Consider the following 23,296-nt stretch of genomic DNA (forward strand, 5'->3'; position numbering starts at 1 on the left):
TTGTTTGCGAGGTATATTAAAATAGAAGAGATTTGAATTGAAAATAAATTTTCCATGTTTTTTCGCCACTTTAAAAAAATGAAATTCTCACCTCATATATTTGAATGCCACCTCGCTTTATTTCAGAACGCAACCATCTTCCATAACCAAACGTCCTCCAATAAAAGATTTCTCATATAAATTTTAGGGAATAGAAATCTTGTTTTAATTCAAAACAAGTTGTGTACAGAACTTTCCGTCAAAGGTCTGATTTTTTGACTTGATATGACATTTGCAATAGAAGAGACTAACACTTCATGTTAAACTAATGTAGGAAAAAACTATAAAAAGGCTGTGCAATACGGCAGCTGCTCGATAAAGCATCTTATACGCTTTATTTATAAATACAGAAATCTTAAGGAGATGTTGATATGTTACATCAGCTTTCATGGAAAGTCGGTGGGCAGCAAGGTGAAGGGATTGAGAGTACAGGTGAAATCTTCTCAATGGCAATGAATCGTCTAGGGTATTTCCTATACGGTTACCGTCATTTCTCTTCTCGTATTAAAGGTGGCCATACGAATAATAAAATTACGGTTCGTCCGACAGAAGTACGCGCAATTGCGGACGACTTAGATATACTAGTTGCGTTTGACCAGGAAACAATCGACGTGAACTATAAAGAATTAACACCGAGCAGTATCATTTTAGCGGATGCGAAATTCGATCCGAAAAACCCGGAAGACAGTGTTGCGCCGTTATACGCGGTACCCTTTACGGAAATTGCGGCTGAGCTTGGTACATCTCTAATGAAAAACATGGTTGCGATTGGTTCAACAGCAGCACTTTTAAACTTGGATGAATCGGTTTTCCAAAGTGTTGTAAATGAAATTTTCGGACGTAAAGGTGAAGAAGTCGTAGCGAAAAACATCGAAGCGATTGAACGCGGTCGTCAAGCGATTTCAGAGCAGATCGGTGACCGTGTAGGCACATGGGAAATTGCGCCTGCAGACGGAAAACGCCGTATGTTCATGATCGGCAACGATGCAGCGGCATTAGGTGCATTGGCAGCCGGCTCTCGTTTTATGGCGGCATATCCGATTACACCGGCATCTGAAATTATGGAATACATGATTAAAAAGCTACCATTAGTAGGTGGAGCAGTTATTCAAACAGAAGACGAGATTGCAGCGGCAACAATGGCGATCGGTGCCAACTACGGTGGTGTGCGAGCATTCACGGCATCTGCAGGTCCTGGACTTTCATTAATGATGGAAGCAATCGGTCTTTCAGGTATGACGGAGCAGCCGCTTGTTGTTTTCGATACACAGCGCGGTGGTCCATCAACAGGTTTACCGACAAAGCAGGAGCAATCAGATTTAATGGCGATGCTTTACGGTACACACGGTGAAATCCCGAAAGTTGTTATTGCGCCATCTACAATGGAAGAAGCATTTTATGATACAATTCAGGCGTTTAACATTGCCGAAGAATTACAAATACCAGTAATCGTTATGACAGATTTGCAGTTATCATTAGGTAAGCAATCGGTTGATCCATTTGATTACAGTAAAATTGAAATTCGCCGCGGTAAAATTGTCGAAGCGGTTGAAGACGAAGAGACGAAAGATTACTTCAAGCGCTATGAAAATACAGAAGACGGCATTTCTCCACGTGTCCTGCCTGGTACAAAAGGCGGTATTCACCACGTAACAGGTGTAGAGCATGATGAAACAGGTAAGCCTTCTGAAGCAACGGGCAACCGTCGCACGCAAATGGATAAGCGTATGCGTAAATTACAGCATGTCCGCTTTGAAAACCCGGTATACGTGAACGCGCCACATGATGATGCGGACGTTTTACTTGTAGGCTTCAACTCAACGCGCGGTGCATTGGAAGAAGTTCAGGAGAAACTGAACTCTGAAGGCGTAAAAGTGAATCATGCACATATTAAGCTGATCCATCCATTCCCTGCAGAAGAGATGAGTGTATTAATGGATAAAGCGAAAAAAGTGATTGTTGTTGAAAACAATGCGACAGGGCAGCTTGCAAATATTATGAAAATGAATATCGGTGGTCACGCGAAGACTAAATCGATTTTAAAATACGATGGTACACCATTCCTACCACGTGAATTAACAAACTTAGTGAAGGAGGAAATTTAATCATGGCAACATTTAAAGATTTCCGAAATTCCGTAAAACCTAACTGGTGTCCAGGCTGTGGTGACTTCTCCGTACAAGCGGCGATCCAACGTGCAGCAGCAAACGTAGGCTATGAACCAAGCGAATTGGCAGTTATTTCAGGGATCGGCTGTTCAGGTCGTATTTCAGGCTATATTAACTCATACGGTTTCCACGGCATTCACGGTCGTGCATTACCGATCGCGCAAGGCCTTAAAATGGCAAACAAAGACTTGAAAGTTATCGCTTCAGGCGGTGACGGTGACGGCTTCGCGATCGGTATGGGACACACAATCCATGCGATCCGCCGTAACATCGACATTACGTATGTAGTAATGGATAACCAAATTTACGGATTAACAAAAGGGCAAACATCTCCACGTTCTGCTGCTGGTTTCATTACGAAATCAACACCAGGCGGAGCAATCGAGCCATCATTAAAACCATTGGAAGTTGCATTAACTGCAGGTGCGACATTTGTGGCACAAGGCTTCTCAACGGATATTAAAGAACTGACAGCAATGATCGAAGCCGGCCTGAACCATAAAGGCTTTTCATTCATTAACGTATTCTCGCCATGTGTAACGTACAACAAAGTGAACACGTACGACTGGTTTAAAGAGAATTTAACGAAACTTTCTGACATCGAAGGCTATGATTCATCTAACCGCGAAGTGGCGATGCAAACAGTAATGCGCCATGAAGGTCTTGTAACAGGTATTATTTATCAGGATACTGAAACAACTTCGTATCAGGAAAAAATCAAAGGCTATTCAGAGCTGCCGTTAACAGATATCGATATTAGCTTATCAGAAGAGCAATTTGATCAGCTGACTAAGGAATTTATGTAAATAGTTATTTTAGGGCTATACAGGCTGGAGTTTCCGGCTTGTATAGTTTTTTATTGTTAAGGAAATTATAGTTTTAGGCATTGTGCTTTTGGTGAAATACTAGGAGATTCATTTGATAAGTATGCGGCGAGCGCTTTTATTGAAACAATGGGGTGGCTATAAAAAAGAGTAGCGGGCTTTGGCTTTTATTAGAACAATGGAGTGGTTTATTGGACAATAATAATAGTTTATTAGAAGAAATTGGTGTCTTATTAGAAAATCGAACAACAAAATTTGAATAAAGCATCTTTAGAGCTATTTTTGAATTCAGATGCGATAGGGAATGAGTTAGCTTGGGTTTTTATTAGAACATTGTAATGGTTTATTAGAAATAGTCACCGTGATATTAGCAAATCAGGAGATGATATTTGAACATTCCGAACACTTATTAGAATAACAGGGGGCTATATTAGAAAATCTGCATTTTATTAGAACAATTAAAAATATATTGGAAGATTTCTTAATATATTAGAACATCTCCAGCCGCCAGCCTTTCTTAAAAGAAATAGACCTTTCTCGACAAAACAAAATATAGCGGGGATACTAATTGGTTCAAATTTCGGCTCAATCGCTGATTTGTCCGTTATGACGGCAGCAATTATAATTCACATAACAGATTATCCGACTCTAAATACCATTCTTCCATTGAATTTCATTAAGTCTTTTAAGGTAACAGAAATGAAAACCCCCACTCTTTTACAACAATTTTACATATTTACATATATTCGTTTACATAGTCCCTTTATACTGAATCAAAATACATAGATAAATGAGGTAGTGTAACGTGCGCTTTCGGAATGCGATTAAATTTAAAGACCGGCTTGCCGTATTAATGATCATTTGTATTTGCTCGAATATCATTTTAACCGTATTTAGTATGGATTACTTGCGGAAAATGGAAAGAGAAGCACAGGATTTATATGAAGAAAAGCTCATGACCTTACATATGATGCAGGACATCGAACATCAGTATCTCCAAACGAATGAAAACCCGGCACATTCCACAGAGCAGTTAACCACAGCCGCTTTCGATTCCAAAATGGAGTTTTATATGAAGCAGCTGGCGAGTAATCCATCCGCCGCACTGTTTGAGGAAATCGATGCATACATAATCGAGCGGGCATCCGCACAATTAGCCAGTCATGAAAACGATATAAAATTCGGCTACAGTCTTCTATTATCGATCTCCATCATTTTAATGCTGCTTGTAGTGTTTTTCGGCATTCAGGCGATTCGCTCGATCAATAAGCCGACCCGCGAGCTGAAGCAACTATTTAAACTCGTTCAGCAAGGGGATTTAACGAAGTACGCGACATACTCTGCGCGCGATGAGCTAGGGGAAACAACGAAATACTACAATTTAATGATCGGGGATATGAAGGAGCTCCTTAAAACAGTCCGGAAAAATACAGAATCGGCGACAGAAGCGAATAACGAGCTTCAGATAAATGCCGAGCAGATTACAACAGGGGCAGTACGTATTGCAGCAAGCTCGGATGACATGTCCGGTTCACTGCAGTATGCAGCGGCCCAATTAGCGGATAATGCGGCATCTGTTCAGCAGGTGGCTGCAGGAATTGATGAAATAACAGAGCGCATGCATCATGTTGACCATTATATAAAAGAAACGATTTCCCAAGCCGTGGACGGGGAAGCAATCGTTGGGCAAAATCTAGTACAAATGCATGAGGTGGAACGGGCAATGCAAACAGCGAACAATTCGATTACCGAGTTGAATGAACAGACTCAGCATATTTCACGGGCGGTCACAATGATTCACTCGATTGCCGACCAGACGAATCTGCTTGCGCTGAATGCCTCCATCGAAGCAGCAAGAGCAGGGGAACACGGGCGAGGTTTTGCCGTTGTGGCCCAGGAAGTGCGTAAACTGGCGGAACAATCGCAGGAGTTCACAAAGTCCATTGCAACAATCATCACGAAAATTCAGCATGGGACTCTAGAAGCGACGAACAATATGGAAGATGCGATGAGAAGTGTTGATATGGGGGTTACTACAACCGAACAAAGCGCGGGCAAGTTCAGGGAAATTACGATGCAAGTACAACAGATCGGTCCGCAAATGGAGCAAGTTTCTACTATTATGAATGAAATTTCCAACCATACTCATGATGTCGCGCAAAGTTCGATTGAATTAAGCAACCGCTCTGAGGAAAATCTCGTGTCGATGCACCTTATTCAGCAACAAATTGACAATCAAAAAAATTCAACGTCAGAAATTTATCAAGACATCCAAAGCATCGCTAAAAATATGCGTTCCTTAACACATGCAGTAAAACGATTTCATATTTAATCAAAATGCTTTTGACGAGTTTTGTCGAAAGCATTTTAATTTTTGTTATATTACTGTAATATTTATAAGTAATTTACAATAAAAGATAAAAATACGATAAAATTTGTAATTATTTTCTGAAAACTGATGAAATTTATCATGAAAACTGGTATCTTTAATCAAGAAGTCATATTAATGAATGATATGTAAATTTATTCCATAATACAATACACCTAAAGTCATTAATTTAATATTAAGAATATTTTTAATAATGTAGCTTTTATTAAATTATTGACTGTAGTAGAATAGTGGTATAAAAATACGTATTTTATTAGTTAATACGAAATTATATAGAGAGAATAGTTAGTAGAAAATACTTGTTTCGCACCATTTCATTTCAATGCAGACTTCATTTTTCTGAATGTTTGAAAAAGGGCAGAGTGTTATGTTCAACGTGGCAAATATTTAATAATTGCTGTGATCAATTAGATTTGTCATTAGATAAATATATTAATTAAGGGGATGTATTTTTTATGAACAGTCAAATTCAACTAATCGTACCGAAGTGGTTTGTCCAGGATGAGCTACATATTATCGAAACGATCGTTAGCAAAACGTCAGCGGATACTGGTATTGTCATTGCCGGTGAAAACTTTGATTCAACAAAGCGATGCCGCCCAACTGTACGCCTTTATATGATCCAATTATTGGATGATCAATATGAAATAACAAAAGAATTGGATGCCTTCCAATTCGACACTGCTGAAGAAGCAAAACAATTTTGCGCAAAGCTGCCTGAAATGACAGCTATTGATTTGGTAATGTTAATGAACAAGGAAGAGCCTGTATTTTCTATTTAATAGATTAATCCAGCTTTGTTGAATGAATCTTCATTTAACAAAGCTTTTTTTGTTGTTCTTTTTCCGAGGGTCCGTATTTGTATTTTAGTGGAGAAAGGCTACAATAAAGGAGAACAACTAGAATAAGGAAGTGATTTAAATGGCTAGAGGTGTATATATTCACATTCCTTTTTGTCATCAAATTTGTAACTACTGCGATTTTAATAAAGTATTTTTTAAAAATCAGCCAGTTGATGAATATATTGAAGCGCTTGGCCGGGAAATGGAAATGACGGTTGCGCAAATGCCGGAAGCGTTCTCGAATATTGAAACGATTTTCCTTGGTGGCGGTACCCCGACTGCATTATCTGCAAAGCAAATTGAAAAATTATTGTCGCTAATTACGAAACATATTCCGATGTCATCCGTAAAAGAGTTTAGTAGTGAAGCAAATCCGGATGAGCTGACGATCGATAAATTGCAGGCACTTTATAATGGAGGCGTCAATCGTTTAAGTATGGGCGTACAGTCATTCGACCAGTCACTGCTAAAGAAAATCGGACGTACCCATTCGAATGAACATGTATATGAAACGATCCAAAACGCAAGAAATGTTGGCTTTAAAAATATAAGCATTGATTTAATGTATGGTTTGCCTGGCCAGTCGATGGAGCAATGGCAAGAAACGCTTGAAAAGGCTTTGGCATTGAAACTGCCGCATTATTCAGCATACTCGCTTATAGTTGAGCCTAAAACGATCTTTTATATCCAGTATGCGAAAGGGAAGCTCCATTTGCCGACAGAAGATCTTGAAGCGGACATGTACGGTGTTTTGATGGACAAAATGGAAGCGCATGGATTGAGGCAGTATGAAATCAGTAATTTTGCGAATGAAGGCTATGAGTCTACACATAATAAAATCTATTGGGATAATGACGAATACGCAGGATTTGGCGCTGGTGCTCACGGTTACTTGGAAGGAGTACGCTATTCCAATGTCGCACCGATCAAAAAGTATATTGACACAGTGATGGCAGGAGAGCGTCCTTTATTGCATGAGCATGAAGTTACAGGTGATGAGAAGCTGGAAGAGCAGATGTTTTTAGGATTGAGAAAATCTGCCGGCGTGACACATGAAGAATTTGAAATGAAATTCAGTCAGCCGATGGTTTCTATATATAAGGAAATAATCAACCAGTTACTGGAAGAGCAACTGATTGAACTTGACGCTGAAGGGATCCGTTTAACAAGAAAAGGCCGGTTTATCGGCAATGAAGTATTTCAGCGGTTTTTAGTAGGGGAATAAACTTTTTGCAGCGGTGCTTTAAAAAAGTTAAAAAAAACGGACGAATTCATTGACATCATTTTAGAGATTTGCTAATTTATAAATATATTAGCACTCCTCTTAATTGAGTGCTAACAGAGGTGAGAAAGATGTTAACAAATCGGCAGTTACAACTATTGCAAGTAATCGTAGACGAATTTGTGATGTCAGCACAGCCTGTTGGTTCGCGTCAACTATCCAAAAAAGAAGGTATTACGTATAGTGCTGCTACAATACGTAATGAAATGGCAGATTTGGAGGAGTTAGGTTTTTTAGAAAAAACACATACTTCTTCAGGCAGGGTACCTTCTGAAAAAGGGTATCGCTTTTATGTCGACCATTTACTTCAGCCTCAAATCATTACGAGTGGCGAAGTAGCACAAATCCAGTCGCTCTTTAAAAAGCAGATTGTTGAAGCAGAACAAATTATAAAAGAATCCGCAAATATATTATCGGAGTTGACGACATACACGACGATTTTACTCGGTCCGGATGTTCAAAAACATCGTGTCAGAAAATTCCAGATTGTGCCGTTAACAGAACAAACAGCGGTGGCTATTATCATCACAGATAACGGTCATGTAGAAAATCGCACATTAACGTTACCACCGGGTTTTAACCCGCATGATATTGAAAAAATGGTTAATATTTTGAATGACCGCCTAGTTGGTGTACCGCTGTATGAGCTTCCGATAAAGCTTCAAAAAGAGGCGATTTCGGTATTGAAGTCACATATTCATGCATCGGATTCGATTGTCCGTTCATTGTTATCCATTACTTCAAACCATCACGAAAATAAAGTTTATTACGGTGGTAAATCCAACATGTTGAATCAGCCGGAGTTCCATGACTTAGAAAAAATGCGAATGCTGATGGATCTGATCGACAAGGAAAGCCAAGTTCAAACTTTATTCAATGAACAGAAAAATGGTATTCAAATCCGAATAGGTTCAGAAAACAATCATTTAGCGATGGAAAACTGCAGTGTCATCACCGCCTCTTTCCTTGTAGGGGAAGAACAGCAGGGGGCGATCGCAATTATCGGTCCGACGCGTATGGATTACCGACGTGTTGTTACATTATTGGATGTCATGGCAAACAGTCTGTCCAGAGCGTTTTTCGATAAAAAACAGTAAAGCCATTGATTCAGCGGTCACAGCGTTATACATACCGCTGAATTCATAAATGATTGATACTCGAGGAGGAAAAGAAGTGTCAGAAACAAAAAACAATGAAGAATTGCAGCAGGAAGAAACTACGGAAGAAGTAGTGGAAACAGCTGAAACTACCGAAACAGAAGAAAATGCAGTAGATGAAAAAGATCAGAAAATCGCAGAACTCGAAGCGAAACTGGCTGAAGAGGATGCGCGTTACCTGCGTTTGCGTGCCGACTACGATAACTTGACGCGACGTAACCGTTTAGATCGTGAAGCGGCTGAGAAATACCGTGCACAAAGCTTATTAACTGAACTTTTACCGGTGCTGGACAATCTAGACCGCGCACTGCAAGTAGAAGTGACGACAGAAGAAGCGGCTTCGTTGTACAAAGGTGTACAAATGGTATATGACCAGTTACTTGCTGCAACGCAAAAAGAAGGTCTTTCAATCATTCCGGCAGAAGGCGAAAGCTTTGATCCGAACTTCCACCAAGCTGTAATGCAGGAGCAGGACAGTGAAAAGGAAGCAGGCATCGTTTTACGCGAGCTGCAAAAAGGGTACCAGTTAAAGGACCGTGTACTGCGTCCGTCAATGGTATCTGTAAACGAGTAATTTAGTGCTTTTCGGTACTATTTATATATTTAATTAAATTTGATGTTTTTATATCAAACACATTTTGTTTTTTACTATTAGGAGGAAAATTAAATTATGAGTAAAATTATCGGTATTGACTTAGGAACAACAAACTCTTGTGTATCTGTATTAGAAGGCGGAGAACCAAAAGTAATTCCAAACCCAGAAGGTAACCGTACATCTCCATCTGTAGTAGCATTCAAAAATGGAGAAAAACAAGTTGGTGAAGTAGCAAAACGCCAAGCTGTAACAAACCCGAACACAATTATTTCTATTAAATCAAAAATGGGTACGAACGAAAAAGTTAAAGTGGAAGATACTGAGTACACTCCACAAGAAGTATCTGCAATGATTTTACAATACTTAAAAGGCTATGCTGAAGAGTACTTAGGTGAAAAAGTAACAAAAGCTGTTATTACAGTACCTGCTTACTTCAACGATGCTCAACGTCAAGCAACTAAAGACGCTGGTAAAATCGCTGGTTTAGAAGTAGAGCGTATCATCAACGAACCAACAGCTGCAGCATTAGCTTACGGTTTAGATCAACAAGACGTTGACCAAAAAATCCTAGTATTTGACTTAGGTGGCGGTACATTCGACGTATCGATCCTTGAATTAGCTGACGGCGTATTCGAAGTATTAGCAACAGCAGGTGACAACAAACTTGGTGGGGACGACTTCGACGACAAAATCATCGCTTATTTAGTAGAAGAGTTCAAAAAAGAAAATTCAGTAGACTTATCAAAAGACAAAATGGCAATGCAACGTTTGAAAGATGCAGCTGAAAAAGCGAAAAAAGACTTATCAGGTGTAACTTCTACTCAAATTTCATTACCGTTCATCACAGCAGGTGCTGATGGCCCGCTTCACTTAGAAATGTCATTATCTCGTGCGAAATTCGATGATTTAACAAAAGACTTAGTTGAGCGTACAATCGTTCCAACTCGTCAAGCATTATCAGATGCAGGACTTTCTGCCTCAGAATTAGATAAAGTAATCTTAGTTGGTGGTTCTACTCGTATTCCTGCAGTAGTAGAAGCAATCAAAAAAGCAACTGGTCATGAACCACACAAAGGCGTAAACCCGGACGAAGTAGTAGCAATGGGTGCTGCTGTACAAGGTGGCGTATTAGCTGGTGACGTACAAGGCGTATTATTATTAGACGTAACACCATTATCATTAGGTATCGAAACAATGGGCGGCGTTATGACGAAACTGATCGATCGTAACACAACAATCCCAACATCTAAATCTCAAGTGTTCTCAACAGCTGCAGATAACCAGCCAGCAGTAGACATTCACGTATTGCAAGGTGAACGTTCAATGGCTGCAGACAACAAAACACTTGGTCGCTTCCAATTATCTGATATTCCACCAGCACCACGTGGTATTCCACAAATCGAAGTAACATTCGATATTGATGCAAACGGTATCGTATCAGTTAAAGCGAAAGACTTAGGAACACAAAAAGAACAAACAATTGTGATCCAATCTGATTCAGGTTTATCAGAAGAAGAAATCGAGCGTATGGTGAAAGATGCAGAAGCAAACGCTGAAGCAGATACGAAACGTAAAGAAGAAGCAGATCTTCGCAACGAAGCAGACCAATTAGTATTCCAAGTGGATAAAACAATCACAGACTTAGGCGAGCAAATCACAGAAGACGAAAAGAAATCTGTTGAAGATGCACGCGACGAGTTAAAAGCAGCTTTAGAAAAAGGCGAACTTGAAGGCATCAAAGCTTCTAAAGAAAAATTAGAAGGCGTATTACAACCATTAGTAATGAAAGTATACGAACAAGCGGCAGCAGCAGCTCAAGCACAAGGCGGCGCTGAAGGCTTCGAAGGCGCAGCAGACGCTGGTCAAAAAGATGACGGTATCGTAGACGCTGACTTTGAAGAAGTAAAAGACGACAAAGACAATAAATAATTCTTTCTGATTTCCACATAAAAGCCAAAGACCGCTTGCGGCTTTGGCTTTTAAGCTTGTCATGAGCCCCATTTTTATTCGGGAGATTGGGCGAGGCAAGGCGGAGTGAAGCAGCGATTTTAATCCGTTTTAGGAAGTATCGCCAGTGGTTCGCGGGAGTTGGAGTTTTATTGGAAGAATTAGGCGAGAAAGTAGAACTTATGGGAGTGAAAGTAGAAAGTTCAGGGGCTGAAGTGGAAATTTTTCGATGAAAAGTAGAACAATTCACCCGTAAAGTAGAAGTTTGATTTTAATTAGAAGATTCGCTTGAGAAAGTAGAACTTATGGAAGCGAAAGTAGAAAGTTCAGTGACTAATGTGGAAGCTATTCAGAGAAAAGTAGAAGTCCTCGCCTATATTGTAGAACTTATTGAAAAGTCGGTTAATAAATCTTAACAAACCTTGACTCAAATTAAATAAGAAGCCCAAACTCCATACCAAACCTGAGTTGTGTGGAGTGGAGGGGCCGACTCCTTGGGGATTAAGCGTGCGCGGAAAATCCACTTGATGTATGCCGCCGTAGAGGCATACATCAAGTTAGTTGGAGCCACGCCCCCAGGAAAGCGTGCCCCGTAACGCAGCACAACGGGCTCTATGAAAGAAACGAAGTTTTTATAACTTTGAATCTAAGTAGAAGCAACGGACTTTATGAACAATCCGAAACATTATTTAAATTCACATAAGATGGACCAAAGCAAAAGCTATACATCAATTTTTCAACATGTTAAAATAGACGTTATGTAAAAAGAGCGGAGAGTGAACAATGAGTAAGCGCGATTACTATGAAGTACTTGGCCTGAGCAAAGGTGCAAGCAAAGATGAAATAAAAAAAGCGTATCGTAAATTATCTAAACAGTATCACCCTGATTTAAACAAAGAAGAGGGCGCGGACGAAAAGTTCAAAGAAGTCGCGGAAGCCTATGAAGTGCTGTCAGACGATCAGAAACGTGCCCGTTATGACCAGTTCGGCCATGAAGATCCAAATGCCGGCTTTGGCGGGGGCGGCTTCGGAGGTGGCGCTGGATTCGGCGGTTTCGAGGATATTTTCAGTTCGTTCTTCGGAGGCGGCCGACGCCAAGATCCAAACGCCCCACGTAAAGGTGACGATCTTCAGTTCCGTATGAACATTTCTTTCGAAGAAGCAGTATTCGGAAAAGAAACAGAAATTGAAATTCCAAAAGAAGAAACATGTGATACGTGTCACGGCTCTGGTGCAAAACCAGGTACGCAGCCGCAAACATGTTCACAATGTAATGGTGCGGGTCAAATTAACCAGGCGGTCGACACACCATTTGGCCGTATGGTAAACAAACGTTCATGTCCATCATGTCGTGGTCAAGGTAAAATCATTGTGGAGAAATGTACACCATGTCGCGGTACTGGTACGATTACGAAAAAGAAAAAAATCAAAATCACGATTCCAGCAGGTGTGGATGATGGCCAACAATTACGTGTAGCAGGTCAAGGTGAGGCAGGATTCAACAATGGTCCGGCCGGCGATTTATACATTATTTTCAATGTTCGCAAGCACGAGTATTTCGAACGTGACGGCGACGATATTTTATATGAACTAAAACTAACAATCCCGCAAGCTGCGTTAGGTGATGAAATCGAAGTACCGACAATTCACGGGAAAGTGAAGCTGAAAATTCCTGCAGGCACACAATCCGGTGCACAATTCCGCCTGAAAGATAAAGGCGTAAAAAATGTACACGGCTATGGCATGGGGAACCAGTATGTCATCGTAAACGTTGTCACACCGACGAAATTAACGGAAAAACAAAAACAATTGTTACGTGAATTTGCAGAAATAAGTGGAGACATTCCGGAAGAACACGGAAGCTCCCTGTTCGACAAAATTAAGAAAAAAATTAAAGGCGACTAAGGAGTGTATTGCAAGTGAAATGGACAGAACTTTCGATTTTAACAACGCATGAAGCTGTTGATGCAGTGACGAACATTTTACACGAAGCTGGTGCAAGCGGTGTAGTAATTGAAGACTCAAAGGAATTAGACAAAGAGAGAATCGATAAATTTGGTGAAATTTACGCACTGAATCCTGAAGATTTTCCGAAAACAGGTGTCATTGTAAAAGCATATTTATCGGCTTCAAGTTTTTTAGCGGAAACAATCGAAGAAATTAAGCTTGCAATCGCAAACCTTGTTAACTTTGATATTAATATTGGCGAAAATGTATTAACCCTTTGTGAAGTGGATGAAGAAGATTGGTCAACGGCGTGGAAGCAATACTACCATCCGGTAAAAATTTCGGAACGCTTCACAATTGTACCGACTTGGGAAGATTACAAACCAGTATCAACGGATGAGCTGATCATCGAGCTCGATCCGGGAATGGCGTTCGGAACAGGAACACATCCTACAACAGTTATGTGTCTGCAGGCACTTGAAAAAGTTGTACAACATGACCACGCAGTAGTCGACGTTGGTACAGGATCTGGCGTACTGTCAATAGGTGCTGCTATGCTTGGCGCGAAAAGTGTTCATGCACTGGACTTAGATGAAGTGGCAGTAAATGCAGCGCGTGAAAACGTTGAATTGAATAAAATGAGTGATATTGTTGAAGTATTCCACGGCAATTTATTGGACACAGTAAAAGAACCTGCTGATATTGTCGTAGCGAATATTTTAGCAGAAATCATTATGTCATTTACAGATGATGCATTTTCAATTGTAAAACCAGGCGGTATTTATGTTACATCGGGTATTATCGGAGCGAAGAAAGATGATGTAAAAGCAGCTCTTGAAAAAGCCGGATTTGTCATTGAAGAAGTCTTAATGATGGAAGATTGGGTAGCGATTATTTCACGTCGTCCTTAATTAAATCGTTTAATCGAAAATCGAACATTTTGCTATTGGGCAAAATGTTCGATTTTTACGTTATCAACAAGGAGTGAAGACAATGCAAAGATATTTTGTAGATACACTGGATAATGATATGGACCAATTTATCATTTCCGGAGAAAACGCGCGCCATATTTCAAAAGTAATGCGCATGACGGTAGGAGAAGAAATCATTGTTGTGCATGACAATGTAGCATATGTTTGTGAAATTATCGAGCTGGATCAGGATGTCCATGCGAAGAAAACAGGTACGACAATCCCTTCACCGGAAATGCCGGTTAAAGTCGATATTGCATGTGGCCTGCCAAAAGGCGATAAACTGGAACTGATTGCACAAAAAGCGACAGAGCTCGGAATGTACGCATTAATTCCGTTTGCTGCGGAACGTTCGATTGTAAAATGGGATGATAAAAAAGCGAAGAAAAACCAGGAACGCCTTCAAAAAATCGCTCAGGAAGCGGCTGAGCAATCGCATCGTACATATGTCCCGAGTGTTGCACAACCAATTAGTTTCAAACAGCTTGTACAAACATTCTCTAACTATGATGCGGTATATATTGCAGATGAAGAAGATGCGAAGCTGGTGGCACGTACGACATTTAAACAAAAGCTGCAGTCGTTAAATACTGATAAAACACCGCGCATCTTATGCATTTTCGGTCCTGAAGGCGGCATTTCCCGCAATGAATTGGCAGCATTGCTCGAAGCCGGTGCACAGACAATGTCACTTGGGCCGCGTATTTTACGCGCAGAGACGGCACCGTTGTATGCGTTGGCTGCGATTTCTTATGAATTTGAATAATTGAATGCGTTTTAAATAACAGTGCCAAAGAAAGCAGAAAGCCTTAATTTCTCACGTAAAGAGAAATTAAGGCTTTTTGTTTTAAAAATATCTCAAATTAAATGTATTTCCGCCTTGTATAACGAAATTCAAATATGTATAATGTTTGTATAATATAAGACAGCGTCTATGGACAGAAATTTATTGTAAATAGCTTTATTGTGAAAATTTATTAATATTAACAGTGAAAAGAATTAATTACACCTCTGAACATTATACAAATTAATCTGTGTGAGTGAAACATTGTACAATATTGAATCGAAACAGGGAGGAACTATAAATGAAAAAAATTGCAGTGGTAGGGGCAGGACCTGGCGGATTAGCAGTCGCCATGTTATTGGCGCATAAAGGTTATGAAGTGACGATTTATGAAAAGCAGGCTTATGTAGGTGGGCGAACAAGCGAAATTAAGCTTGGTGATTATAAATTTGACATGGGCCCGACTTTTTTAAATATGTTGTACATTGCAGAAGAAATTTTTGACCTAACAGGCCGTAATATACACGATTATGTGGATTTGATTGATTTGAATCCGATGTATCAATTAATCTACCATAATAAAAAAATTAATATGACACGTGATGCAGATGAGATGATTCGTCAAATCAATGAGCTTTTCCCTGGGAATGAGGGGAGCTACGAGCGTTACATGGAGCAGACGCAAAAGAAACTAGAAGTGCTTGCCCCTGTGCTGCAGGCTCCGATGAATAAGCTGACAGATTTGTTCAACCCGAAAGTTATGAAAGCTTTTAAAGAATTGGAAGTTGGAAATTCTCTTGTTGATACGTTGTCCAAGTTTTATAACGAAGAGGAATTACAGCTCGCTTTCACATTCCAGGCAAAATATTTAGGGATGTCTCCATGGGAAAGTCCTGGCGCATTTTCAATACTTTCGTATATTGAACATGCGTACGGCGTTTATCATATTAAAGGCGGCATCAATAAGCTGACGGAAGCAATGGGAAGAGTTGTGCTGGAATCGGGCGGGAAAATTCTTCTCAATAACGGCGTAAAAAAATTGAAAACTAACGGCAGAAAAGTGACGGGTCTACTACTGGAAGATGGTCAGGAAATCGAAGCGGATGAAGTAATTATTAACGGAGATTTTGCACATGCGATGACAAATCTTGTTGAGCCGGGACTATTAAAAAAATATACACCGGAAAAACTCGAGAAAAAACAATACTCCTGTTCAACGTTCATGCTGTATTTAGGTGTCAATAAACGATTTGATTTACCGCACCATACAATATGGTTTGCGAAGGATTACCGGAAAAATGTGGAGGAGATTACAAAAACAAAACTGATGTCCGAAGATCCATCGATTTACATTCAAAATGCAGTAGTAACGGATGAAACGGTAGCACCGAAAGGGAAATCAACATTATACATTTTAGTACCGGTACCGAATAATATGAGTGGAATTGACTGGTCGGAAAAGGCAGGTCCTTTCCGGGATATGGTTTTAAATATGGTAGCAGATAAACTTGGTGTTAAGGACATTTGGGACCATATCGAAGAAGAGCGTATGATTACACCTGCTGACTGGGAGCGCGATATTCATGTATATAAAGGGGCGACGTTCAACTTAGGCCATCAATTATCGCAAATGCTTGTATTCCGTCCTCGAAATAAATTTGAAGAGCTGGATCATTGCTGGTTAGTCGGTGGCGGAACACACCCGGGCAGTGGGTTGCCGATTATTCTGGAATCAGCCCGAATTACAGCAAACGGCATTTTACAGCAGGATAAACAGACGTTGCTTCCTGTTAAACCACTGCCGAATGTGGAACTGTATAAAAAGAAAAAACCACAATTACAGCATCAGCCTGCAGCTATTCAAACAAATGCTTAGAGAGTGAGTTCATTGTATGAAACTTTTATTTGAATGGAAACGTATAATAACTATTCATTTAAAGGAGGCAATACAATGTTCAAAAAATTAGCATCAGATGCATTAGGTCTATCAGATATTGGGGTAGTTATTTCAAGACAGGACTTTGACAAAACAGATTCGGATGATTTTATTTTTAATGAAGTAGATGAAAAAATTTATTTCCTGATCAAAACAAAAGCGGATGAGTATTGCTTCACAAACTACGCATTAATTCATGTAGACGGGGCGAATGCAATCAGTAAAAAACGTATGCTGCGTCGCTATGATTATGAACATTTTGCGATTGAAGAAGTGCTGCTGGAAACGGCCGGAACAATTGATCTGGATGTTGAAATTAAATTTGTGATCGGAAATGTGCCGTTAAGCATTGATATTCATAAAAAACACTTAACGGAAATAAAAGATCTGTACAAAGCGCTTCATGCTATTTCACTTGAACAAAAAGCGAATACATTCAGTATGGATGCTGCAAAACAAAGCTTGAATTTAGCTGCATCAGCAATCGGCCGCGCGGGTAATGAGGGTGTTTCACCAGCTGATGCATTTAAGGAAATCACAGCATTTTCACATAGCTGGCTGCTGGAGCAGAAGAAATCGTTTGTTAGAAAAGATTTTGGCGATGTTTTCGAGAAATATATTAATAACTAATAGATTGTAGACGCACTCATAATCTGAAATAGATTATGAGTGTTTTTCATATCAATTCTTTCCGTTTTCGGACCGTGTTTTAGGGGAATAGAAACATTAAAGTAATTCTTTCCCTTTTTAATTAAAATGATGATAGGTGGCGCTGATGAAAAAAATATTACTCGTACTAGGATTGCTGCTGCTCATAACAGTTCCGCTAGCGATTTATTTCATCAATGATAAATCCATTTCGGAAAGTGATGAGGCAGATGGGGAATCTTCAACATCAAAGCAAATAGTTGCAACATCCGTTGAACCGGTCCATGAGCAGAATATTGCCTATAATGCCCGGGTGCTAAGCGATCGATATGAGGTGCTGCAAAACGGTAAATGGCAGGAAATGACCATAAAAGGGGTAAATATCGGTATGGCTAAGCCTGGCCTTTTCCCGGGAGAAGCAGGAATCACAAAAAAAGATTATACTAGATGGCTCGAATCAATTGGTAACATGCACGCGAATGCAATCCGTGTTTATACGATCCACCCGCCGGCATTTTATGAAGCGTTGTTGGAGTACAATGAGTCGCATGAACAGCCAATCTACTTGTTCCATGGGGTATGGCTGGAAGAAGAGCCGGTAATTGAGAAGCTGGATGTATATGGTGAAACGACGGAAAAGTTTCAAAAGGAAATAAATGATATTATCGACATTCTGCACGGCAATGCAGAAATTGAGCATCAGCCGGGCCATGCTTTTGGGGATTATACTGCGAATGTCGCTCCATATGTAATTGGCTGGATGATCGGCATCGAGTGGTACCCGGAAGCAGTTAAATCGGTTAATGAGAAATATAAAGGCAAGGCACAATATGATGGTAAGTATTTTTCGACAAAAGATGCTGCTCCATTTGAAATCTGGCTTGCAGAGCAGATGGAATATGCGGCCCAGTACGAAATGGATGAATACAAATGGATGAGGCCGTTCAGCTTTACGAACTGGGTAACGACCGATTTATTGAACCACCCGTACGAACCGAGTGAAGAGGAAGATATGGTGTCCGTAAATCCGAATGTCATTTATGAGAAAAACGAGTTGCAGCATGTTGGTCAATTTGCAAACTACCATGTTTATCCATATTATCCCGATTTTTTGAATTTCACGCCTGAATATTTACAATATAAGGACCATCGCGGTGAACCGAATAGCTATGCAGCATATTTAAATGATTTGAAGAAGGCGCACCGTCTGCCGATATTAATTTCCGAATTCGGAATTCCGGCTTCCCGCGGGTTGACACATAAAAATCCGTTTGGCTGGAATCAGGGTTTTGTGACCGAGCACCAGCAGGGGGAATATTTAGTGAGTCTCTATGAAGATATTCTGCAAGAAGGTATGCTTGGCGGTATAGTATTCTCCTGGCAGGATGAATGGTTTAAGCGGACATGGAATACGATGGATCTCGATAATCCGGACCAAAGGCCATTTTGGTCAAATGCACAAACGAATGAACAGCAGTTCGGACTGCTCAGCTTTGATACGTTGAAAATAAAAGTAGATGGGGATATATCGGACTGGTCAGGGAAAAAGCCGATGTATGAAACGAAACAGACCGCCATGTATATGGATTCTGATGAACGCTATTTGTATATACGGATGGATGTGGAAAATGCACAATTCTCAAATGACAATTATCCGATAATCTATTTTAATACAGTAAAAGGGCAAGGAAATTCAACATATAAGGACTACCCGTTATTGAATAAAGCAGATTTCGTACTGACGATTAAAGATGAGGAAAATAGCAGAATCGAAGTGGATGCCTACTATGATCTGTTCCAGAAACTGTATGGCGACCAATTGAAGCTCGTACCGTTTGAAGGGATGACTGAAAAAAACAGCGGGCAATTTAACTCGATTGAGTATGCGATAAATAAACAGCTCACGATTCCAATTCTCGATAAAACCTATCCATTCGAAAAATACGAGACAGGGAAACTGCGAAAAGGAAACGGCAACCCGGAAAGTCCGGATTATGATTCACTTGCCGATTATGAAATCAACGAAGCCGATGGGATTGTCGAAATTCGCATTCCTTGGCTATTGCTGAATTTTACGGATCCGAGCCGCCAGAAAATTTGGTCGGATATATATGCAGGTGAGGAAATGACAAGAGAAATTACCGGAGGGATTGAAGTGGGTGCATTATTCATCGAAAATAATGCCGTGAAAAACCGTATACCGGAAAATAAATCCGACCTGAAAACCTATACATGGGAAGGTTGGACACTACCCAAGTATAAGGAACGTTTAAAGGAATCGTATTATATTTTGCAGGAAAAATTTTCAGAGATACATTGAGCCATTGTAAATATCCACTGTTTTCCGAGCGATTGGATGTGGATTGCAGTGAGGCGAGGCATCTGTATAAACAGGGGTGAAATAAAATGGAAGAAAATGAGAATCATTTAAGTAATAGCATAGAGAATTTTCAGAGTTTGAAGGATCTTTATGATTTGCAGATAGCTTATATTAAGAAAAAGGGGATTCATTTTACTTTTGTTTTCGTAAAATATTCAGATGAAATCTCAGTAAGCTATGAAGAATTCTATCAGTTAGTGCAAGAAAATTTACGTAAGTCGGATTTTGTTTTTGCGCATCGGTCAAAACAATATATCATTCTTGTTCTGTCAATCAGCAAAGCTATGGAAACCAAATCATTTCTAGGACGGCTTCAATCTGCCATATCACCATTCAAAATGCCGCTTGTCGCCGTTATTGCAGAAATTGCGAATTCTTTGCATCCGCTTGAAGAAATACTGGAAGTTGGCGAGGCAGAGGTGATGAGCCTGGAATTTTCAGAGGCACAAATAGTGTCGATTCCTCATTTTATGGAAAAAGAGCGAATTAAGATGAAAGTCAGCATCATCGAAAATGATCATATTACACAATCTATTTTTTCGAATCTGTTTCAAAACCTGGAAACAGCTGAACAGGATTTGGATGTCCGGGTGTTTAATGACGGGCTTGAATTTGTAGAATCAGACTGGTATCGAAGTGAGCATCATCACATCATCGTGCTGAATGATATTTTACCTAGAAAAAATGGCTTTGAGGTTTTGCATTATTTGCGCGGTTTGCCTAATGAAGAAAAATATTTAATTTTGTTTATTTCAACGCGTAATTCAGAGGAGGCTCAGCTTTATAGTTTTGAAAATGGTGCTGATGCTTACTTTGTCCGTCCCTTTAATTTGAAAATTTTTGAAATACGTATTAAAAATCATTTGAGAAGGTCGCGATAATATGATAGATCGTCAATTTTTAGTCGGGGCGCTCATGGCCGGCGCTATCATGCTGATCGTTATATTATGTATATTTATATATTTAGTCTATAAAGGGATGAAAAGAAATCGGACGAATGAAAAGATGAACGCATATTTCGAACAATATAAAACGGTATGGTATAACTATCTTGTTTATAACGAACCGCTAGATCACCGGCCGGAAAATCAAATTACGATGAAGGCGGTGGATCATCTGTTTGTTTCCTATTTGACGACACTTAATAATGATTCTATTCATAGAAAGGTTTCCGAATACGCAGCATTGAATATGCAGAATTACTATATCGAGCAAATAAAAAGCCGTGATCGATCGGTCCGTTTGAATGTATTGCAGCGTACTTTGTTGCTGGAGCTGGAATTTTTAGTACCGATCATTGAGCGGCATTTAAAGAACAAGCGCGATTATGAGATGGAAGAATATTTATTAATGCTGCGGGTAGTCGCAAAATTTAATCAGAACTTGTTTTATGCCCATGTGTATCAGCCGAGATTACCTTTGGATGACTATGAATATAAACTTTTGTTATCGACGATTGGTGAAGGCTATATCGACTATTTTACAAACCATTTTGATTCCTTGCCAACGGGGCTGAAACTTGCCCTTCTTGATTATCTGAGTTTAAGCACAAATGTAAGTAATGATTCTCTCTCTTTCTATGAGCGTTTGTTAATATCCGAAGATCAGGAGCTAAGAATCCGGGTTCTAAAAGCGATTGCCTCATTCGGCATGGTTTCTGATCTCCAACTGTATGAGCGTTTTGTCGATTCCGCCAGCTGGGAAGAGAGGCTAATGATGGCGAAAATTTTGCGGTTTGTAAAAGAAGAGCAATCTTATCAAAATCTTCAACGATTAATAGCCGATTCAAATTGGCAAGTACGTAAACAGGCGGCCTTATCTTTATTGAATATGCCAGGCGGGCGAGTGATTTTACAGCAAATAATCGACAGTGAAAACGATTTGTATGCAGCAGATATGGCAAAGGAAGTCATGAAGTTAGGATGATGATAAATGAATTCAGATAAAATACTTTATTGGTTTAACGAAGTGTTCAGTTCATTAATTTTTATATACATGTTATTTGTTATTGTGGTTTATACATTAATGCTGGTCTTTGCTTTTTTTCAGTTGAGGAAAGACAGGAATCTGGATAAGAATTTGGAAGGAAAGGTAAATTTGAATGCAGTCTATTCAAAGCCTGTTTCAATAATTGTCCCAGCTTATAATGAGGAAATCGGAATTATCAGTACGGTTCAGTCATTATTGACACTTGAATACCCGCAATATGAAATCTTGATTGTAAACGATGGTTCGAAAGATTCGACATTGCAGACTGTGATTGACGTCTTTCAGATGGAGCCTGTTTTCCGGACCGTACAGAATCAGCTGCCGTCAGCGGAAATCAGGGGCATTTACCAGTCGAAGCTCCATTATAATATTGTTTTAGTGGACAAGGAAAATGGAGGGAAGGCGGATGCTTTAAACGCAGGCATTAATGTATCAAGATATCCTTATTTTTGCTCAATAGACGGCGATTCGATTTTATCCACTAAGTCATTGCTGCAGGTGATGAAGCCGATTGTCTCTTCTAACGGAAAGGTCATTGCAGCAGGGGGAAGTGTGCGTATAGCAAACGGTTCAGAAATCGAGTACGGCAGTGTATTGAAATCGGTTGTCCCGAATAATCCGATTGTCGTCATGCAGATCATCGAATATTTACGTGCATTTTATATGGGCAGAATTGCGCTGAGCCGTTTCAATTTATTGTTAATTATTTCCGGTGCGTTTAGTGTCTTTTCGAAAGAATATACAATAAAAGTCGGCGGCTACAATAAGAATACGATTGGCGAGGATATGGAACTGGTCGTCCGGCTGCATAACTATTTATTAAAGAATAAAATAAAAAAATCCATTGAATTTATTCCCGACCCGGTATGCTGGACAGAGGCACCGGATAATTTAAAGGATTTAAAAACACAGCGTAGACGGTGGCATCAGGGGCTGTTAAGTAGTCTAATGCTAAACCGCGGGATGCTGCTCAACCCCAAATACAAACAAATCGGTCTCATATCTGTTCCTTATTTTGTATTTATTGAATTAATCGGTCCGATTGTTGAACTATTGGGTTATATATATGTCATTTTATCATTTGTGATCGGGAATATATATTTGGAATCGGCGCTTACTTTGTTTGTCCTGTTTTTAATTTACAGTACAGTTATCTCTATGTTTTCTATTTTACTGGAAGCATGGAGTATGGGCACTTATCCACGTATCCGTGATTCGGTGAAACTATTACTGTACTCCTTATCGGAAGTGTTCTGGTTCCGTCCTCTAATGGTAGTTTTTCGCCTTCAGGGGTTCTGGTATTTTATAAGGGGCAAAAATGACTGGGGAAGTTTGACGCGTTCCGGTTTGCAGAAGAAAACGAATGATACATTATAATATAGACTAAGTCGATAGGCG

General features: G+C 39.8%; 17 protein-coding genes. All 17 read left to right on the forward strand.

Annotation, left to right across the window (positions count from 1 at the left end):
• Nucleotides 1–410: 410 nt before the first annotated feature.
• The 17 genes from ABS917_RS01450 (at nt 411) to ABS917_RS01530 (ending at nt 23,275) form a co-directional block, all read left to right on the forward strand.
• Nucleotides 411–2,144 carry a 2-oxoacid:acceptor oxidoreductase subunit alpha gene (locus tag ABS917_RS01450; protein ID WP_350477336.1) on the forward strand — a complete coding sequence of 578 codons (1,734 nt, stop codon included), beginning with the start codon at nt 411–413 and terminating at the stop codon, nt 2,142–2,144.
• Between the two features lie 2 nt (nt 2,145–2,146).
• Nucleotides 2,147–3,013 carry a 2-oxoacid:ferredoxin oxidoreductase subunit beta gene (locus tag ABS917_RS01455; protein WP_350477337.1) on the forward strand — a complete coding sequence of 289 codons (867 nt, stop codon included), beginning with the start codon at nt 2,147–2,149 and terminating at the stop codon, nt 3,011–3,013.
• A gap of 823 nt (nt 3,014–3,836) precedes the next feature.
• Nucleotides 3,837–5,363, forward strand: a complete 1,527-nt coding sequence (locus ABS917_RS01460; protein WP_350477338.1) for a methyl-accepting chemotaxis protein — start codon at nt 3,837–3,839, stop codon at nt 5,361–5,363.
• Nucleotides 5,364–5,875: 512 nt separating this feature from the next.
• Entirely contained in the window at nt 5,876–6,202 is a 327-nt protein-coding gene (locus tag ABS917_RS01465; RefSeq protein WP_350477339.1) for a geranylgeranyl pyrophosphate synthase, read from the forward strand.
• Nucleotides 6,203–6,341: 139 nt separating this feature from the next.
• Entirely contained in the window at nt 6,342–7,487 is a 1,146-nt protein-coding gene (gene hemW / locus ABS917_RS01470) for a radical SAM family heme chaperone HemW (protein WP_350477340.1), read from the forward strand.
• Between the two features lie 128 nt (nt 7,488–7,615).
• Complete coding sequence (hrcA, locus tag ABS917_RS01475; protein WP_350477341.1) at nt 7,616–8,641, forward strand: heat-inducible transcriptional repressor HrcA; 1,026 nt, start codon at nt 7,616–7,618, stop codon at nt 8,639–8,641.
• Between the two features lie 76 nt (nt 8,642–8,717).
• Nucleotides 8,718–9,275, forward strand: a complete 558-nt coding sequence (gene grpE, locus ABS917_RS01480) for a nucleotide exchange factor GrpE (RefSeq protein ID WP_350477342.1) — start codon at nt 8,718–8,720, stop codon at nt 9,273–9,275.
• Nucleotides 9,276–9,371: 96 nt separating this feature from the next.
• Nucleotides 9,372–11,225 (forward strand): molecular chaperone DnaK, encoded by a 1,854-nt coding sequence (gene dnaK, locus ABS917_RS01485; protein WP_350477343.1) that lies wholly within the window; start codon nt 9,372–9,374, stop codon nt 11,223–11,225.
• Nucleotides 11,226–12,026: 801 nt separating this feature from the next.
• Nucleotides 12,027–13,148, forward strand: a complete 1,122-nt coding sequence (dnaJ, locus tag ABS917_RS01490) for a molecular chaperone DnaJ (RefSeq protein WP_350477344.1) — start codon at nt 12,027–12,029, stop codon at nt 13,146–13,148.
• Between the two features lie 14 nt (nt 13,149–13,162).
• A complete protein-coding gene (prmA, locus tag ABS917_RS01495; protein WP_350477345.1) occupies nt 13,163–14,101 on the forward strand; it encodes a 50S ribosomal protein L11 methyltransferase in 939 nt (312 codons plus the stop codon).
• Between the two features lie 82 nt (nt 14,102–14,183).
• A complete protein-coding gene (locus tag ABS917_RS01500) occupies nt 14,184–14,927 on the forward strand; it encodes a 16S rRNA (uracil(1498)-N(3))-methyltransferase (protein ID WP_350477346.1) in 744 nt (247 codons plus the stop codon).
• 319 nt (nt 14,928–15,246) lie between these two features.
• Entirely contained in the window at nt 15,247–16,821 is a 1,575-nt protein-coding gene (locus ABS917_RS01505) for a phytoene desaturase family protein (protein ID WP_350477347.1), read from the forward strand.
• A gap of 75 nt (nt 16,822–16,896) precedes the next feature.
• The gene (locus ABS917_RS01510; protein ID WP_350477348.1) at nt 16,897–17,511 is read left to right on the forward strand and encodes a PH domain-containing protein; all 615 of its coding nucleotides are present in this window, start codon (nt 16,897–16,899) and stop codon (nt 17,509–17,511) included.
• A 145-nt stretch (nt 17,512–17,656) separates the two neighbouring features.
• Nucleotides 17,657–19,849 (forward strand): hypothetical protein, encoded by a 2,193-nt coding sequence (locus ABS917_RS01515; protein ID WP_350477349.1) that lies wholly within the window; start codon nt 17,657–17,659, stop codon nt 19,847–19,849.
• 86 nt (nt 19,850–19,935) lie between these two features.
• Nucleotides 19,936–20,790: a response regulator transcription factor gene (locus tag ABS917_RS01520; RefSeq protein ID WP_350477350.1), complete on the forward strand. Its 855-nt coding sequence runs from the start codon at nt 19,936–19,938 to the stop codon at nt 20,788–20,790.
• A 1-nt stretch (nt 20,791) separates the two neighbouring features.
• Entirely contained in the window at nt 20,792–21,835 is a 1,044-nt protein-coding gene (locus ABS917_RS01525; protein ID WP_350477351.1) for a HEAT repeat domain-containing protein, read from the forward strand.
• A gap of 6 nt (nt 21,836–21,841) precedes the next feature.
• Complete coding sequence (locus tag ABS917_RS01530) at nt 21,842–23,275, forward strand: glycosyltransferase family 2 protein (RefSeq protein ID WP_350477352.1); 1,434 nt, start codon at nt 21,842–21,844, stop codon at nt 23,273–23,275.
• Nucleotides 23,276–23,296 lie beyond the last annotated feature (21 nt).

This window comes from Solibacillus sp., assembly GCF_040273735.1.
Taxonomy (GTDB): domain Bacteria; phylum Bacillota; class Bacilli; order Bacillales_A; family Planococcaceae; genus Solibacillus.